This window comes from Streptomyces sp. CB01249 (genome assembly GCF_001905735.1).
In the GTDB taxonomy this organism is placed as follows: domain Bacteria; phylum Actinomycetota; class Actinomycetes; order Streptomycetales; family Streptomycetaceae; genus Streptomyces.
The window spans coordinates 542,527-557,398 of sequence record NZ_LISW01000001.1; the positions used below are offsets into that span (position 1 = coordinate 542,527).

At 71.4% G+C, this 14,872-nt stretch carries 16 protein-coding genes; 12 read left to right on the forward strand and 4 right to left on the reverse strand.

What is annotated here, in order from left to right; all coding sequences use genetic code 11:
• Nucleotide 1: 1 nt before the first annotated feature.
• On the reverse strand, nucleotides 2-1,003 hold the full coding sequence (locus AMK18_RS02250) for an acetylxylan esterase (RefSeq protein WP_073862282.1): 1,002 nt from the start codon (nucleotides 1,001-1,003) through the stop codon (nucleotides 2-4).
• 183 nt (nucleotides 1,004-1,186) lie between these two features.
• A complete protein-coding gene (locus tag AMK18_RS02255) occupies nucleotides 1,187-1,906 on the reverse strand; it encodes a FadR/GntR family transcriptional regulator (RefSeq protein ID WP_073861435.1) in 720 nt (239 codons plus the stop codon).
• 170 nt (nucleotides 1,907-2,076) lie between these two features.
• On the opposite strand from AMK18_RS02255, the gene AMK18_RS02260 reads away from it, so the two are divergent.
• The 5 genes from AMK18_RS02260 to AMK18_RS02280 all read left to right on the forward strand — a co-directional run bounded on the left by AMK18_RS02260 (nucleotide 2,077) and on the right by AMK18_RS02280 (nucleotide 8,580).
• The gene (locus tag AMK18_RS02260; protein ID WP_073861436.1) at nucleotides 2,077-3,672 is read left to right on the forward strand and encodes an ABC transporter substrate-binding protein; all 1,596 of its coding nucleotides are present in this window, start codon (nucleotides 2,077-2,079) and stop codon (nucleotides 3,670-3,672) included.
• 79 nt (nucleotides 3,673-3,751) lie between these two features.
• Nucleotides 3,752-4,702, forward strand: coding sequence for an ABC transporter permease (locus AMK18_RS02265; protein WP_073861437.1), 951 nt, complete (start codon nucleotides 3,752-3,754; stop codon nucleotides 4,700-4,702).
• A 1-nt stretch (nucleotide 4,703) separates the two neighbouring features.
• Nucleotides 4,704-6,671, forward strand: a complete 1,968-nt coding sequence (locus AMK18_RS02270; RefSeq protein WP_073861438.1) for a dipeptide/oligopeptide/nickel ABC transporter permease/ATP-binding protein — start codon at nucleotides 4,704-4,706, stop codon at nucleotides 6,669-6,671.
• Nucleotides 6,668-7,648 (forward strand): oligopeptide/dipeptide ABC transporter ATP-binding protein, encoded by a 981-nt coding sequence (locus AMK18_RS02275; protein WP_073861439.1) that lies wholly within the window; start codon nucleotides 6,668-6,670, stop codon nucleotides 7,646-7,648. The genes AMK18_RS02270 and AMK18_RS02275 overlap by 4 nt, the downstream gene beginning before the upstream one ends.
• Nucleotides 7,645-8,580: a dihydrodipicolinate synthase family protein gene (locus AMK18_RS02280; RefSeq protein WP_073861440.1), complete on the forward strand. Its 936-nt coding sequence runs from the start codon at nucleotides 7,645-7,647 to the stop codon at nucleotides 8,578-8,580. Before AMK18_RS02275 ends, AMK18_RS02280 begins: the two co-directional genes overlap by 4 nt.
• A 101-nt stretch (nucleotides 8,581-8,681) precedes the next feature.
• Here AMK18_RS02280 and AMK18_RS02285 read toward each other — a convergent pair whose 3' ends face one another.
• The gene (locus AMK18_RS02285; RefSeq protein ID WP_073861441.1) at nucleotides 8,682-9,599 is read right to left on the reverse strand and encodes a chaplin; all 918 of its coding nucleotides are present in this window, start codon (nucleotides 9,597-9,599) and stop codon (nucleotides 8,682-8,684) included.
• A 383-nt stretch (nucleotides 9,600-9,982) separates the two neighbouring features.
• Between AMK18_RS02285 and AMK18_RS02290 the strand changes: the two genes are divergently transcribed.
• From AMK18_RS02290 to AMK18_RS02310, 6 genes are all read left to right on the forward strand, one after another.
• Nucleotides 9,983-10,384, forward strand: a complete 402-nt coding sequence (locus AMK18_RS02290) for a rodlin (RefSeq protein ID WP_018100608.1) — start codon at nucleotides 9,983-9,985, stop codon at nucleotides 10,382-10,384.
• A gap of 268 nt (nucleotides 10,385-10,652) precedes the next feature.
• Nucleotides 10,653-10,886: a chaplin gene (locus AMK18_RS02295; RefSeq protein ID WP_018100607.1), complete on the forward strand. Its 234-nt coding sequence runs from the start codon at nucleotides 10,653-10,655 to the stop codon at nucleotides 10,884-10,886.
• A 255-nt stretch (nucleotides 10,887-11,141) separates the two neighbouring features.
• Nucleotides 11,142-11,432 (forward strand): hypothetical protein, encoded by a 291-nt coding sequence (locus tag AMK18_RS02300; protein ID WP_018100606.1) that lies wholly within the window; start codon nucleotides 11,142-11,144, stop codon nucleotides 11,430-11,432.
• Between the two features lie 103 nt (nucleotides 11,433-11,535).
• Nucleotides 11,536-11,946 carry a rodlin gene (locus tag AMK18_RS02305; RefSeq protein ID WP_018100605.1) on the forward strand — a complete coding sequence of 137 codons (411 nt, stop codon included), beginning with the start codon at nucleotides 11,536-11,538 and terminating at the stop codon, nucleotides 11,944-11,946.
• 114 nt (nucleotides 11,947-12,060) lie between these two features.
• Entirely contained in the window at nucleotides 12,061-12,231 is a 171-nt protein-coding gene (locus AMK18_RS34810) for a hypothetical protein (RefSeq protein WP_198956931.1), read from the forward strand.
• 118 nt (nucleotides 12,232-12,349) lie between these two features.
• Nucleotides 12,350-12,760 carry a rodlin gene (locus tag AMK18_RS02310; RefSeq protein WP_018100603.1) on the forward strand — a complete coding sequence of 137 codons (411 nt, stop codon included), beginning with the start codon at nucleotides 12,350-12,352 and terminating at the stop codon, nucleotides 12,758-12,760.
• Between the two features lie 104 nt (nucleotides 12,761-12,864).
• Here AMK18_RS02310 and AMK18_RS02315 read toward each other — a convergent pair whose 3' ends face one another.
• The gene (locus tag AMK18_RS02315) at nucleotides 12,865-13,365 is read right to left on the reverse strand and encodes a DUF5949 family protein (protein ID WP_018100602.1); all 501 of its coding nucleotides are present in this window, start codon (nucleotides 13,363-13,365) and stop codon (nucleotides 12,865-12,867) included.
• A 316-nt stretch (nucleotides 13,366-13,681) separates the two neighbouring features.
• Here AMK18_RS02315 and rsgA point away from each other — a divergent pair, with 316 nt between their 5' ends.
• On the forward strand, nucleotides 13,682-14,851 hold the full coding sequence (gene rsgA / locus AMK18_RS02320; protein WP_073861442.1) for a ribosome small subunit-dependent GTPase A: 1,170 nt from the start codon (nucleotides 13,682-13,684) through the stop codon (nucleotides 14,849-14,851).
• The last annotated feature ends 21 nt before the right edge of the window (nucleotides 14,852-14,872 follow it).

Here is a 14,872-nt window from a genome sequence, read left to right on the forward strand (position 1 = left end):
GTCAGGAGCGACCGGCCTGCCCCGATGACAGGCCGGTGAACAGGGAGGCCACCCAGGCCAGTTGCTCCCGCTGCTGGTACTCCGCGCCGCCCTCGTGCCCGTTGAACGGATAGACCCGTACGTCCTTGGGCCCGGCATAGCCGTTGTAGGCGGTGAAGCAGGTGGAGGGCGGGCAGATGTCGTCCATCATCGCGATGGAGAACAGCGCGGGAGCCGTCGCCCGGGTGGCGAACAGTGCGGCATCGAAGTGGGCGAGCGTGCTGAAGACCTGCTCGGTGCGGTCGCGGTGCAGCTTCAGGTACTCGGCGATCTCGGTGTACGGGGGACGCCCCGCGATCTCGGCGCCCCGGCGGACGTTGCACAGGAACGGGACGTCCGGCATGACCCCGGCGAGCCCCGGCACCAGCCCGGCGACCGCCAGGGCGATGCCGCCGCCCTGGCTGACCCCGGTCACCACGATCCGGTCCGGGTCGATCCCCGGGTGCGCGCGCACCGCGTCCACGCAGCGCACCGCGTCGGTGAACAGCCGCCGGTAGTAGTACGTCCCGGGGCTCTCGATCCCCCGGGTCAGGAAGCCGGGCACCACGCCCGAAGCGCCCCCGTCCGGATCGGCGGTGGCGCCGCCGGCCGCCGACCAGCCCTGCCCCCGGGTGTCCATCAGCAGGTGGGCGTAACCGGCCGAGGCCCACAGCAGGTTCTCGTGGGCCAGACCCCGGCCGCGCCCGTAGCCCAGGAACTCCACCACGCAGCCCAGGGGTTGGGCCGCCCCGGCGGGCATCCGCAGCCAGCCGCGTACCGGCTGTCCGGCGAAGCCCGGGACCGTCACGTCGTACGTGCGGACCTGGGTGAGCCCGGTCCGCACCTCGGCGAAGACGGGCTCACCGGACGCCTGGGTGCGGGCCTCGTCCAGGGTCCGGGACCAGAAGGCGTCGAAGTTCGCGGGGACGGGCAGCGGCGGCCGGTAGTCGCGGCAGGCGTCGAGCGAGAGGTCCGTCAACGGCATGGAGGTGCCCTCCTGGGGCGCGGCGGGGGAGTACCGGGGGATCGTGGACCTCGACATCAGATGCATGACGTCAGATGTCCTGTCGGCACACGGACCCTAGGCACCGCCCGAGGCGGCCGTCAAGGGTCGTTCCGGGGTCGCCCGTGCCCGCCTCGGCGACGGCGCCCGGCGCCGCGCGGCGGCTCAGCGCCGGGCGCGGGCCTCCGCGATCCGGCGGCGCACCGGCGCGTAGTGCTCGCCGAGCGCCTTCAGGAACCCGGCGATGTCACCGGCCCGCGCGGCGTCCACGATGTTCTGGTGGGCGGTGATCGTCTCCGTCTCGTCGGCCTGCGTGAACCCGTCCAGGTGCGGCGCGACGATCGTGTACACGTCCCAGAAGGCCATCGAGAGCTGGCCGATCAGCTCGTTGCCCAGCGGGGCCACCAGCTGGGCGTGGAAGGCGCGGTCGGCGTCCACGAAGCCGTGCCCCTCCTGGGCCCCGGTCTCGCGCATCGTGGCCACGAGGGCGTCCAGCGCGTCCAGTTCGTCCGAGCCGAGCCGCGAGACGATCCGGTCGGCCATCCCGCGCTCGAACAGCTCGCGCACGTCCACCAGGTCGGCCATGACCTGGAAGTCGTCGTCGGGGGAGAGCAGGCCCCGGAAGGTCAGGCTCTCCACGAGCGCGGACAGGCTCAGCCGGCCGACGTAGGTGCCGTGGCCGTGCCGGACCTCCACGATGTCCAGCGCGTTGAGGATCTTGACCGCCTCGCGGACGCTGGAACGGCTGGCGCCGAGCGCCTCGCACAGGGCGGGCTCGGTGGGCAGCGGGTCCCCGGGGCGGAGCCGTTCCTCGAGGATGTACCGCTTGATGCCGTCCACGACTTCCTGCCGGAGCAGCTGCCGGCCGGGTTTCGTTCCGGACATAGGTGAACTCCCCACCTCTTGACCCCTCTCGATTGTCAAGCTACGTTCCCACGCTATCAAGGCATCAGACATCTGACGTCTGACGCTCAAGGTTCCGCGGGCGCCCCGCGAGTCCGCGCCGCCCCCCGTTTCCCGTCCCAGACGCCCCACCTCAAGTCCCTGGAGGACCCGTGCCCGAGCTGAGATCAGCCGGTGTCGAGCGCCGCACCTTCCTGCGTTACACCGGCTTCGTCGGCGCCGCGGCCGCCATCACCGCCGGCCTGTCCGCGTGCGGCGGGCCGTCCTCGACCGCCAACGGCGCGGCCGGCAAGGGCGGGAGCGGCGACCTCATCGAGGCCGGCCTGTCCTACCCGCTGTCGACCGGCTTCGACCCCATGATCACCTCGGGCGCGACCCCGTACGCCGCCAATATGCACATCTTCGAGGGCCTGGTGGATCTCGATCCGGCAACGCTCGTGGCCCGCCCCGCGCTCGCCACCGCGATGCCGCAGAAGATCAACGCCACCACCTACCGCGCCACGCTCCGCAAGGGCGCGACCTTCCACGACGGCTCGCCCGTCACCGCCGACGACGTGGTCTTCAGCTTCGAACGCATCCTGGACCCCAAGAACGCCTCCCTGATGGCCCAGTTCGTGCCCTTCATCGACACCGTCAAGGCCGTCGACGCGGGCACGGTCGAGTTCAAGCTCAAGTACCCCTTCGCGCTCTTCCCGTCCCGCATCGCCGTCGCCCGGATCGTGCCGAAGAAGATCGTGGAGCCCGACCCCAAGGCGTTCGACGCCAAGCCGGTCGGCTCGGGACCGTACAAGTTCGTCTCCGCCACCCGCGAGGACAAGATCGTCTTCGAGGCGTACGACAAGTACAACGGCGCCCACCCCGCCAAGGCCAAGAAGATGGTCTGGCGCCTGATGTCCGACCAGTCCGCCCGCGTCAGCGCCATGGAGTCCGGCCGCGTCCAGGCCATCGAGGACGTCCCCTACATCGACGTCAAGCGCCTCTCCGGCTCCGCCACGACCGAGTCGGTCCAGTCCTTCGGCCTGCTCTTCCTCATGTTCAACACGGCCGACAAGCGGTTCGCCGACAAGCGGGTGCGCCAGGCGCTGCACTACGCCCTGGACACCGAGAAGATCATCTCCACCGCCATGGTCGGCAACGCCACCGCCGCCACCGGCTACGTCCCCGCCACCCACCCCGACTACCACAAGGCCGCCACCGTCTACACGCACGACGTGGACAAGGCGAAGAAGCTCCTGGACGAGGCGGGCGTCAAGGGCCTCTCCTTCACCGTCCTGACCACCGACACCGGCTGGGTCAAGGACATCGCCCCGCTGCTCAAGGAGAGCTGGGAGGCCGCCGGGGTGAAGGTCACGCTCAACATCGCCCAGTCCCCGGCCCAGTACGCCAAGATCGACAAGGGCGACTTCGAGGTCCTCGTCGCCCCCGGCGACCCCTCCGTCTTCGGCAACGACGCCGACCTGCTGCTCCGCTGGTTCTACTACGGCTTCTGGCCCGAGAGCCGCTACGGCTGGGGCAGGTCCGCCGCGTACAAGAAGGTGCGGCAGACCCTCGACAAGGCCGCGCAGGCCGCCGACGAGACCAAGCGCAAGGAGCTGTGGGGCCAGGTCACCGACCTCGTCGCCGACGAGGCCGCGCTCTACCCGATCCTGCACCGCAAGCTGCCCACCGCCTGGAACGACAAGGCGCTCCCCGGCTTCAAGCCGCTGCCCACGACGGGCCTGTCCTTCCTGGACGTCAGCCGCGGCTAGCCCTTCCAGAACCCGGTCCGGGGCGCCTCGACCGACACGGCGTCCCGGACCGGACCGCCCAACCGCAAGGAACCCGACGATGGTTGCTTTTCTCCGGCTCGCGCTGCGCCGCGTCGCGATGATGCCGGTGATGATCCTCGGCATCGCGCTGCTCGTCTTCGTGGTGCTGCAGTTCTCGCCGGTCGACCCGGCCTTCAACGCGCTCGGGGAGAGCGCCACACCCGAGGCCCGTGCGGCCTTCGCCGACGCCAACGGCCTCAACGACCCGCTGCCCGTGCGCTACTTCCACTTCCTGGGGCAGCTGCTCCACCTGGACCTCGGCATGACGGTCCCGCCCAGCCAGCCCGTCGCGGACCGCATCACCGCCGCCTTCCCGCTCACCCTCCAGCTGACGGTCCTCGGCCTGATCCTCGCGATCGTCCTTGCCGTCGTCGCCGGAGTGCTCGGCGCGATGTACCGCGACCGCTGGCCCGACCAGCTCTTCCGGGTGCTGTCCATGGCCGGGGTCGCCATCCCCTCGTTCTGGCTCGGCGTCCTGCTCATCCAGCAGTTCGCCCTGAACTCCCCGCTCTTCCCGACCGGCGGCTACACCAACCCCGCCGACTCCTTCGGCGGCTGGCTGCGCTCCATGGCCCTGCCCGCCGTCTCGCTCGCCGTACCCGTCGCCGCCTCGCTCGCCCGCCTCGTACGGACCTCGATGGTCGCCGAACTCGACCGCGACTACGTCCGCACCGCGCGCGGCAACGGCCTGCCCGTCCTCCTGGTCGTCCGCTCGGTGCTGCGCAACGCGCTCGTCACCCCGCTCACCGTGCTCGGCGTCAAGGTCGGCTACCTGCTCAGCGGCGCCGTCGTCATCGAAGCGATCTTCGACCTGCCCGGCATGGGCAAGCTCATCCTCGAAGGTGTCACGGGCGGCGACGTCGCCCTGGTCCAGGGCACCGTACTGACCATCGCCATCGCCTTCCTGGTGGTCAACGTCATCGTCGACCTGCTCTACCTGCTGGTCAACCCGCGCATCAGGACGGTCTGACATGTTTGCCACCAGCCGGCTGACCACCAAGCTCTCCCGCCCCGGAATCGCCTTCCGCGCGCTCCCGGTCACCTCCCGCATCGCGCTCGGCGTGCTGCTCGTCGTCCTCCTGGGCGCGGTCCTCGCACCGCTGCTCACCCAGAACCCGCTCACCACCGGAACCCCCGTCCAGGCACCGAGCGGTGACCACTGGTTCGGCACCGACCGGGCCGGACGCGACGTCTTCGCCCGCGTCGTCCACGGCTCCCGCTACTCGCTGATCATCGGCCTCGGCGCCACCGCCGTCGCCCTGGTCGCCGGCTCCGTGCTCGGCGCGCTCGCCGCCACCTCGCGCAAGCTGGGCGACGAGTCCGTGATGCGCACCCTCGACGTGGTGATGTCGTTCCCGCCGATCGCGCTGGCCGCCGTCCTCGTCGCCGTCTTCGGCACCAGCATTCCCGTCATCATCTTCACCATCGCCTTCGTCTACACCCCCTCGCTCGCCCGCGTCGTCCGCGCCAACGTGCTGTCCCAGTACGGTGAGGACTACGTCGCCGCCGAGAAGGTCATCGGCGCCCGGCGCGGCTACATCGTCCTACGGCACGTCGCCGTCAACTGCATGGCCCCGGTCATGGTCTTCGCCACCGTCATGGTCGCCGAGGCGATCATCTTCGAGGCCAGCCTCTCCTTCATCGGCGCCGGAGTGCAGGACCCCGACCCCAGCTGGGGCAGCGTCCTCGCCTACGGCCGGCAGATCCTCCTGGCCGGCGGCTGGTGGGCCACCTTCTTCCCCGGCCTCGCCCTGCTCGTCACCGTCCTCGCCCTCAACATCCTCTCCGAGGGCCTGACCGACGCCTCCGCCGCGCCCGGGGCCGCCCGTCCCGCCGCCCCCTCCGGCACCCCCACCGCCCCGGACCCCGTCGAGGCCCGCTCCACCGTGGACATCGACGCCGCCCTGGCCAAGCTCGCCCGGCGCGTCAACGCCCAGGAAGCCACCCTCACCCCCGTCCCCGAGGACGCCGCCGAGCTCCTCGTCGTACGCGACCTCGCCATCCGCTTCCCCGACCGGTACGGCACGACCCCGGTCGTGGACTCCCTCTCCTTCACCGTCCACGAGGGCGAGACCCTGGGCCTCGTCGGCGAGTCCGGCTGCGGCAAGTCCATCACCAGCCTGGCCGTCATGGGCCTCCTCGCCCGCAACGCCGAGGTCAGCGGCGAGATCCTGTACCGGGGCCGCGATCTCCTGGCACTCCCGCCGAAGGAACGCCGCGCCCTGATGGGCCCCGAGATCGCGATGGTCTACCAGGACGCGCTCTCCTCCCTCAACCCCTCCGTACTCGTCGGCACCCAGCTGAAGCAGCTCACCTCGCGCGGCGGTACGAAGACCCCGGCCGAACTCCTCGAGCTCGTCGGCCTCTCACCCGAACGCACCCTGCGCAGCTACCCGCACGAACTCTCCGGCGGCCAGCGCCAGCGCGTCCTGATCGCCATGGCCCTCTCCCGCAGCCCCCGCCTCCTCATCGCCGACGAACCGACCACCGCCCTCGACGTCACCGTCCAGGCTCAGGTCGTGGAACTCCTCGTACGGCTCCGCGAGGAACTGGGCTTCGCCATGGTGCTCGTCTCGCACGACCTCGCCCTCGTCGGCGACCTCTCGCACCGCGTCGCGGTGATGTACGCGGGACGCCTCGCCGAGATCGGCTCCACCCGCTCCGTACTCACCGCCCCCACCCACCACTACAGCCGCGGCCTGCTCGGCTCCGTCGTCTCGCTGGAGGCCGGCGCCGACCGGCTGCACCAGATCCGCGGCGTCGTCCCCGCACCCCAGGGCTTCGGTCCCGGCTGCCGGTTCGCCTCCCGCTGCGGCGCGGCCACCGAACTCTGCCGCACCACCACCCCGGCCCTCACCCCGCGCGGCGCCGAGCCGGACCACGGCTTCGCCTGCCACCACCCCGCCAAGACCGCACAGCTGGAAGGGAGCGCCCTGTGATCAGGCTCGACGGCGTCCACGTACGCCACAAGGCACGCAGCGGAGGCGTCTTCCGCCGCGACGCCGTCCACGCCCTCACCGACGCGAACCTGGAAGTGAAGCGCGGCGAGATCGTCGGCCTCGTCGGCGAGTCCGGCTGCGGCAAGTCCACCCTCGCCCGGGTCCTGACCGGCCTTCAGAAGCCCACCGAGGGCACGGTCACCTTCCACGGCCGCGACCTGTGGGAGATGACGGGCAGCCGGCGCCGCCAGGACTTCGGCTCCGCCGTCGGCGTGGTCTTCCAGGACCCGTCCACCGCGCTCAACCCGCGCCTCACCGTCGAACAGATCCTCCGCGACCCGCTCGACGTGCACCGCCGCGGCACCCGGGAGGCCCGCACCGCCCGGGTCGCCGAACTCCTCGACCTCGTCGGCCTCCCGGGCCACACCCTGGCCGCGCTGCCCGGACAGCTCTCCGGCGGCCAGCGCCAGCGCGTCGCCATCGCCCGCGCCCTGGCCCTCGAACCGGAACTGATCGTCGCCGACGAACCCACCTCCGCGCTCGACGTGTCGGTCCGCGCCCAGGTCCTCAACCTCCTGGTCGACCTGCGCGAACGCCTCGGCCTCGGCATGGTGTTCATCTCGCACGACATCCAGACCGTCCGCTACCTCGCCGACCGCATCGCCGTCCTCTACCTCGGCCGCATCGTGGAGGAGGGCCGCGCGGCCGACGTCGCCGGCGCCCCCTCCCACCCGTACACCGAGGCCCTGCTCTCCGCCACGCCCAGCCTGCTGGAGACGACCGAGCGCATCGTGCTCACCGGCCCCGTCCCCTCCGCGACCAACCCCCCGTCCGGCTGCCCCTTCCGCACCCGCTGCTGGAAGGCGGACGACGCCTGCGCCACCGTCTTCCCGGTCCGCACCGAGGGACCCGGCGGGCACGGCCACCACTGCGTCCACCCCCAGATCGCCGTACCGTCCGCAAGGAGCACCGCATGACCGCCCGCACCCCCCGCCACACGGGAGTGATCCCGCCCGTCGTCACCCCGCTCACCGCGGACGGCGAGCTCGACCTCCCCTCGCTGGAGCGGGTCGTCGGCCACCTCATCGACGGCGGTGTCACCGGTCTCTTCGCCCTCGGCAGCTCCGGCGAGACCGCCTACCTCACCCCGGGGCAGCAGGACCGCGTCATCGAGGCCGTCACCGCGGCGGCGGGCGGCCAGGTGCCGGTCCTCGTCGGCGCGATCGAGACCACCACCAACCGGGCGGTCGAACGCGCCCGGCGCGCCGCCGAGCTGGGCGCCGACGCCGTCGTCGTGACCGCCCCCTTCTACACCCGCACCCACGCCACGGAGATCGACCGCCACTTCCGGGACGTCGCCGCCGCCCTCGACCTGCCGGTCCTGGCGTACGACGTGCCGGTCTGCGTGCACAGCAAGCTCGACCCGGAACTGCTGCTGCCGCTGGCCGCCGACGGAGTGCTGGCCGGGGTGAAGGACTCCAGCGGCGACGACGGCTCGTTCCGCCGGCTGGTCATCGGCGCCCGCGAGCTGCCCGGGTTCTCCGTGCTCACCGGCCATGAGCTGGTGGTCGACGCGATGATGCTCGGCGGCGCCGACGGCTCGGTGCCCGGGCTCGGCAACGTCGATCCGCACGGGTACGTACGCCTGCACGAGGCCGCGGTGCGCGGTGACTGGGCGGCCGCGCGCGCCGAACAGGACCGCCTGGTCGCGCTGTTCGACATCGTGCGCGCCGCCCGCCCGGGCACGGCGTCGGCCACGGCGGCGGGGCTCGGCGCGTTCAAGACCGCGCTGATGCTGCGCGGGGTCATCGCCACGAACGTGATGAGCCCGCCGATGCGCCCGCTGGACGCGGCGGAGACGGCGGCGGTCGCCGCCTGCCTGGACCGCGCGGGGCTCGGCGCGGTCTGACCCGTACGCCGTACGCCGCATGGGGCACCGAACACAAGAGGTCCGGCCGGACAGCTCAGGGCTGTCGGGCCGGACCTCTTCGTGCTCGGGGGAGCGTCAGCTCACTTCTTCGCGGCGCGGGCGCGGCGCATCAGCAGGCCGCCGCCGAGCACCAGCGCGGCGCTGGCGCCACCGGCGATGCCCAGGTTCTCGTTGGCACCGGTGTGCGCCATCTGCGGCGGCTTGTGGTGCTTCGGAGGCGTGTGGTGCCAACCGGTGTGGGTCGGCGGGTTGTGCGTGGGCGGGGTGGTCGGCGGAGTGGTGGGCGGGGTGGTCGGCGGGTTGTGGTGGTGACTGGGCGGGCAGTCGTCGTTGTGGTGGTGCACCGGCGGCTTGTGGGGCTTCGGCGGCTTCGGGTGGTGCGGCTTCGGCGGGTTGTGGCTCGGCGGGCAGTCGTCGTCGTGGTGGTGCACCGGCGGCTTCGGGGGCTTCGGCGGCTTGTGCGGCTTCGGCGGGTTGTGCTCGTGGCCGCAGTTGCAGTCGTGGTCGTGGTGACCCTTCGGCGGCTTGTGGTGCGGGGGCTTGTGCGGCGGGTGCTCCGTCGGGGGCTCCTCGGTGGGCGGGTTGCCCTCGTCGCCACCGCCGTTCTGGCACTTGTTGCCGGCGGCCGGGTTCAGCAGGCCGACCACGTTGATGCTGTTGCCGCAGACGTTGACCGGGATGTCGACCGGGGCCTGGACCACGTTGCCCGAGAGCACGCCGGGGGAGCCGGCGGCCACACCCTGGGCGCTCGCGCCCGAGCCGCCGTTGCCCGAGCCGCCGCCCTTGTTCTCGCACTCGTTGCCGAAGGCGGGGTTGAGCGCGCCGACCACGTTGACCGTGTTGCCGCACACGTTGACGGGCACGTGCACCGGGACCTGGACGACGTTGCCCGAAGCGACGCCGGGCGAACCGACGGCCGCACCTTCGGCCGTGGCGTCGGCGAAGGCATAGCCGCCGGAGGCGGTCAGGATGCCTGACGCGGCCGCCATGACGAGCATGCTTTTACTCAAGGCTTTTCGCATTGGTGCCCTTCCTTGGGACATTTCTCGCGGGCGCGGGGCCCACAGTTCGTTCATCAGGCGGTGCAGCAGCCCGTCGGACCGGCCCATCCGGAGGCGGCCCTCCTGGCGGAGCGGCTTGACGACACCCATAACGACGTCCGCGTGCATGGGAAACGTGAATGCCGTGAATTTTCTGTGCGCACGCGGCGGGGCTACGAGTGAACGTTTCGTCTCTCGATTTCCGACAGTATTACTCGATCACTTTCGTACGGACGTCCGTGTCTTCCAGGCATTCGGGTGAATGGCGATAACCAAACGTCGGCCCGGCAGTTGTTCAGGGCGCTCCGGCTACGGGGTATCCAGTACGAGAAGGGTTCATCGTGATCAAGAAGGTCCTGGCTACGGGTGCCGTCGCCGCCTCCATCCTCGGGCTCGGCGCCGCGCAGGCGATGGCCATCGGCAACGACGGTGGCACGACCTCGGTCAACGGCAACGGTGCCTCGCAGTCCTTCGGTAACGCCGTGACCAAGGGCGACGGCAGCCCGCAGTTCGACCTGGTTCAGGGCTCGCTGAACAAGCCCTGCGTCGGCCTGCCGCTCAAGGCGAACGTCGGTTCGCTCATCGGCCTCGTCCCGATCGCGGTCCAGGACGTCAACGTCCTGTCCAACCCGCAGAACCAGCAGTGCACCGAGAACTCCACCCAGGCCAAGGGCGACGAGCCGCTGTCGCACATCCTGGACGGCATCCCGGTCCTCTCGGGCAACGGCGCCGGCAACAGCTGATCCGGCCCCTCCCGGGCCCGGGCCACCGGCGTTCCTCCTCCGGGCGGCCCGGGCCCGCTGCCGCCCCGCGCGTGTCGGGCGGGAGCACGGTCGGCTGACCGAAACTGCATCATTCGGGCGGTATTCGAGCAATCAGCTCGCTGAGCGGTGTCGCATACTGTCCGAAATCGTTACGAATGAGAGTGGCGGAGTTACGAGCGATCAGGTCCGCGCTCGTGCGGCACGAAAGCCGTGGCCGCTCCGGACTCCGCACAAGAAAGGGTTTCAAGTGAAGTACACCAAGATCGCCGCCGTCGCCGCCGGTACGCTCATGGCCATGGGTGCCGCCGCCCCGGCCTTCGCCGACTCGGGCGCCGAGGGTGCGGCCGTGGGCTCCCCGGGTGTCATCTCCGGCAACACCATCCAGGTGCCGGTCCACATCCCGGTCAACGTCTGCGGCAACACCATCGACGTCATCGGCCTGCTGAACCCGGCCTTCGGCAACGCCTGCGTCAACGACTGACCCACTCGCCGAATTCTCTCGGCTCGAAAAGCCCCGGCCCGCGCTCTCGGCGGTCCGGGGCTTTTCCCGTGCCCGCGACCGACCCGGGCCGGAACCTATTCCTTGCGCGCGCTCCGAGAAATCCCGGGCCCTCCAGTTTCCCCGTCGAATCCGGTTCGTTAGCCAGGGAAAGGGCGGCCGGGGACGGGGTCAAAGAAGGCCCGTTCGGCGCGGGGACGCGACCGGAACGGCCGCCGCTGAGAAGGGAACCCGAAAGTGAAGTACGCGAAGTCCGCCGCACTCCTCGCCGGTTCCGTGGTCGCACTCGGCACGGCTGCTCCCGCCTTCGCCGTCACCACGACCACGGCCCCCAACTTCAGCCTCGACGGAGGCGTCAACCAGGTGACGGCGGCCGCCCCGCAGGTGGTCGACCCGGTGCTCGACACCGTCAGCGGCGCCGCCGAACGCCTGCACGAGGACGGCACCGTCTCGAAGGTCTCCGGCCAGGCCACCGACGCGGCGAAGGGCGCGGCCCCGCTCCTCGGCGGCCTCCCGCTCACGAACTGATCCGCACCTTTCGGGTGACGTGCCACAACCATTCCCTCCCCGCCGAGTTGATCAGTGCGCTCGGCACCGGCGGGCAACCAGAGAAAACCAGAAGGGCAGTTTCATGATCAAGAAGATGATGGCCTCCGCGGCCGTCGCCGCATCGATCGTCGGCGTCTCCGCCGCGGTCGCCCCGTCGGCCATGGCCATCGGCAACGACCAGGGCACCACCACCGTCAACGGCAACGGTGCCATGCAGGCGTACGGCAACTCCGCCACCCACGGCGACTGGAGCCCGCAGTTCGCGCTCATCCAGGGCTCGCTCAACAAGCCCTGCATCGCCCTGCCGGCCAAGGCCAACGTGGGCTCGCTGCTCGGCGTCGTGCCGATCTCGGTCCAGGACATCAACGTCCTGTCCTCCCCGCAGAACCAGCAGTGCACCGAGAACTCCACCCAGGCCAAGGGCGACGAGGCCCTGTCGCACATCCTGGACGACATCCCGATCCTCTCGGGCAACGGTGCCGGCAACAACTGACCGGTACTGACGGCGCACCACACGCGGCCCGGCGGTCGCCCGAAAGGGCGGCTCGCTGGGCCGCTTGCCGTAGTACGGGCGGCCGTTTTGCGCCGCAACGGGTAGGGCCTCCGCATGGACCAGCACCACAGCCGGCACCCCGGCAGCGCAACCCCGATCTACGACCGGCTCCTCGCCGAGTGGCGGGCCGCCCACGCCGAACCCGCCCCGGACCCCGGCCCCGCCCGCGCGGGCGGACTCGTGCCCCCGGCGCGCACCTCGGCCGAGACGGGCGGCCGGGGCTGACGCGGAGCCGTCGAACTCATGCGGGATCGAACCCATTTGGGTGGATCAGCGGAACCGAAGCGTCCGCACGGGGTTGATCAATACGTTCCAGACGGAACGCTCCGAAAGGTGAAGCGTGATGAAGAAGATGATGGCCGGCGCGGCAGTGGCCGTGTCCCTGGTCGGCCTGACGGCCGCCGCGGCCCCCTCGGCCATGGCGATCGGTAACGACGGGGGCACCACGACCCTCAACGGCAACGGCGCCGCCAGCTCGTACGGCAACGCCGAGACCCAGGGCGACGGCAGCCCGCAGGCGCAGCTCATCCAGGGCTCGCTCAACGACCTGTGCCTGGGCGTCCCGGTCAAGGCCAACGTCGGTTCGCTGGTGGGCCTGCTGGTGCCGGTCGCGGTCCAGGACGTCAACGTCCTGTCCAACCCGCAGAACCAGCAGTGCGCCGACAACTCCACCCAGGCCAAGGGCGACGAGCCCCTGTCGCACCTGGTGGACGACATCCCGGTCCTCTCCGGGAACGGCGTCGCCAACAACTGATTGCGCGCCGCGCCCGCGTCGTCCGTCCTGTGCGACGCGGGCGCGTACGGCATGACGGAGGCCCACCACCCTCGCCGGGTGGTGGGCCTCTTCCGTGGACCGGGTCAGCCGATGCTGCGCACCGGGAGCACGCAGTGCGCCGAGGTCGCGATGGTGTCCGGGTCGCCCGCGAAGGCGCGCAGCTCCGCCTCGCCGATGGGGAGCCCGGGGGCGCCCTGCGGCCAGGGGCGGGTGGCGAACATCGCGTGCACCTCGCCCTGTTCGTTCGCCGCCGCCAGCCACTCGGGCGGCACCGGGTACTGCGCCTTGAAGTGCGGCAGGGTCAGGACGGCCTGGCCGGCCTGGACGAGGAGCTTCACGGGGAGCCCCGGCGTCTCGTCGGCCCGCACCGGCGCACCGCCGACGGGGAGCCCGCAGCGTTGCAGCGCGAGCCGCATGGCGTTTTCGCCGGCCGCCGGGCCGTCCGATCCGTCGCCCAGCGAATAGGCGAGCAGGAAGGCGGCGTCGCGCCCGCTCTGCCGGTACTCGCCGCTCCAGCCGATCAGGATGAGGGTGCCCAACTGGGCCTGGGTGAACGAGCCGGTGGCTGTCTGGGGGGAGGTCATGTGCGGCACCCTAACCGTCCGCGACCGGTCCAACTCCATGCGTATCACCCGATCGGGGGACGACTGCCACAACCGGGTCCGCGCGAATAATCCGTTGAGCCGCCGGACCGCCGGGGGCTAAGGTGTGCGACGAGACGGACGGCGGACCTGCCGCCGGTACCGGACCTGGACGAATGCGGAGGTGAGGACATTGACGACGGTCGTTGCGGTGGGCGCTGCCCACGAGTCGAAGTTCCTCTTTGTCACCTCCGTGGCCACCGGCTGACCTCTTCGCGCCCTCACGCGCACCGCCGGGCCACCCTGTGAAGGGTTTCCCTTGTCTCTCCCGTCCTCCTCCGCTTTCTCCTCCTCCCTCTCCACCGCCTCGCACCCGCTCGCCGCGTACGGCTGGGACGACGACTGGGCCGCCGAGTTCGCCCCGTACGCCGCCCAGGGACTGGTGCCCGGACGCGTGGTGCGGGTGGACCGCGGGCGCTGCGACATCGTCACGCCCGAGGGCACGATCTGGGCGGACACCGCCTTCGTCGTGCCGCGCGACCCGATGCGGATCATCTGCACCGGGGACTGGGCAGCCGTCGACGCCGACGGCGACCCGCGGTTCGTCCGTACGCTGCTGCCGCGGCGCACCGCCTTCGTACGCTCCACCTCGTCCAAGCGCTCCGAGGGCCAGGTGCTCGCCACCAACGTCGACCACATCGTCATCTGCGTCTCGCTGGCCGTGGAGCTGGACCTGGGCCGCGTCGAGCGGTTCCTGGCCCTCGCCATGTCCAGCTCCGGCGGTGACGCACTGCTCGGCGACGCCGCCGGGGCCGGGGAGCGGACCGCGGAACCGGTCGTCGTCCTCACCAAGGCCGACCTGGTCCCGGACGCGGTCACCCTCTCCCACCTCGTCCAGGACATCGAGCACATCGCCCCCGGTGTGCAGGTGCTCCCGGTCAGCTCCGCCACCGGCGAGGGCATCGACGTGTTCTCGGCGATCGTCTCCGGCGGTACGAGTGTGCTGCTCGGGGCGTCCGGCGCGGGCAAGTCCACCCTCGCCAACACGCTGCTCGGCCAGGACGTGATGGAGGTCCAGGCCGCCCGCGACGTGGACGGCAAGGGCCGGCACACCACCACCACCCGCAATCTGCTCGTGCTGCCCACCGGCGGGGTCCTCATCGACACCCCCGGACTGCGCGGGGTCGGCCTCTGGGACGCCGGGGTCGGCGTCGGCCAGGTCTTCTCGGAGATCGAGGAGCTGGCCGAGGGCTGCCGGTTCCACGACTGCGCCCACGAGGCGGAGCCGGGCTGCGCCGTGCGGGCGGCGATCGAGGACGGCACCCTGCCAGAGCGCCGCTTCGACAGCTACCGCAAGCTCCAGCGCGAGAACCAGCGCATCGTCGCCAAGACCGATGCCCGGGTCCGGGCCGAGATCCGGCGCGACTGGAAGCGCAAGGGGGCCGAGGGCCGGGCCGCGATGGACGCCAAGCGCGGCCGGATCCGGTAGCCGGACCCCCTGGTCGACGTC

Excerpts from the sequence above, each read along its gene's own strand:
- AMK18_RS02255 (WP_073861435.1), bottom strand. The coding sequence starts at position 1,906 with ATGTCCGGAACGAAACCCGGCCGGCAGCTGCTCCGGCAGGAAGTCGTG.
- AMK18_RS02285 (WP_073861441.1), bottom strand. The coding sequence starts at position 9,599 with ATGCTCGTCATGGCGGCCGCGTCAGGCATCCTGACCGCCTCCGGCGGC.
- AMK18_RS02315 (WP_018100602.1), bottom strand. The coding sequence starts at position 13,365 with ATGACCTCCCCCCAGACAGCCACCGGCTCGTTCACCCAGGCCCAGTTG.
- AMK18_RS02280 (WP_073861440.1), top strand. The coding sequence starts at position 7,645 with ATGACCGCCCGCACCCCCCGCCACACGGGAGTGATCCCGCCCGTCGTC.
- AMK18_RS02310 (WP_018100603.1), top strand. The coding sequence starts at position 12,350 with ATGAAGAAGATGATGGCCGGCGCGGCAGTGGCCGTGTCCCTGGTCGGC.
- AMK18_RS02270 (WP_073861438.1), top strand. The coding sequence starts at position 4,704 with ATGTTTGCCACCAGCCGGCTGACCACCAAGCTCTCCCGCCCCGGAATC.
- AMK18_RS02250 (WP_073862282.1), bottom strand. The coding sequence starts at position 1,003 with ATGCCGTTGACGGACCTCTCGCTCGACGCCTGCCGCGACTACCGGCCG.
- AMK18_RS34810 (WP_198956931.1), top strand. The coding sequence starts at position 12,061 with ATGGACCAGCACCACAGCCGGCACCCCGGCAGCGCAACCCCGATCTAC.
- AMK18_RS02305 (WP_018100605.1), top strand. The coding sequence starts at position 11,536 with ATGATCAAGAAGATGATGGCCTCCGCGGCCGTCGCCGCATCGATCGTC.
- AMK18_RS02265 (WP_073861437.1), top strand. The coding sequence starts at position 3,752 with ATGGTTGCTTTTCTCCGGCTCGCGCTGCGCCGCGTCGCGATGATGCCG.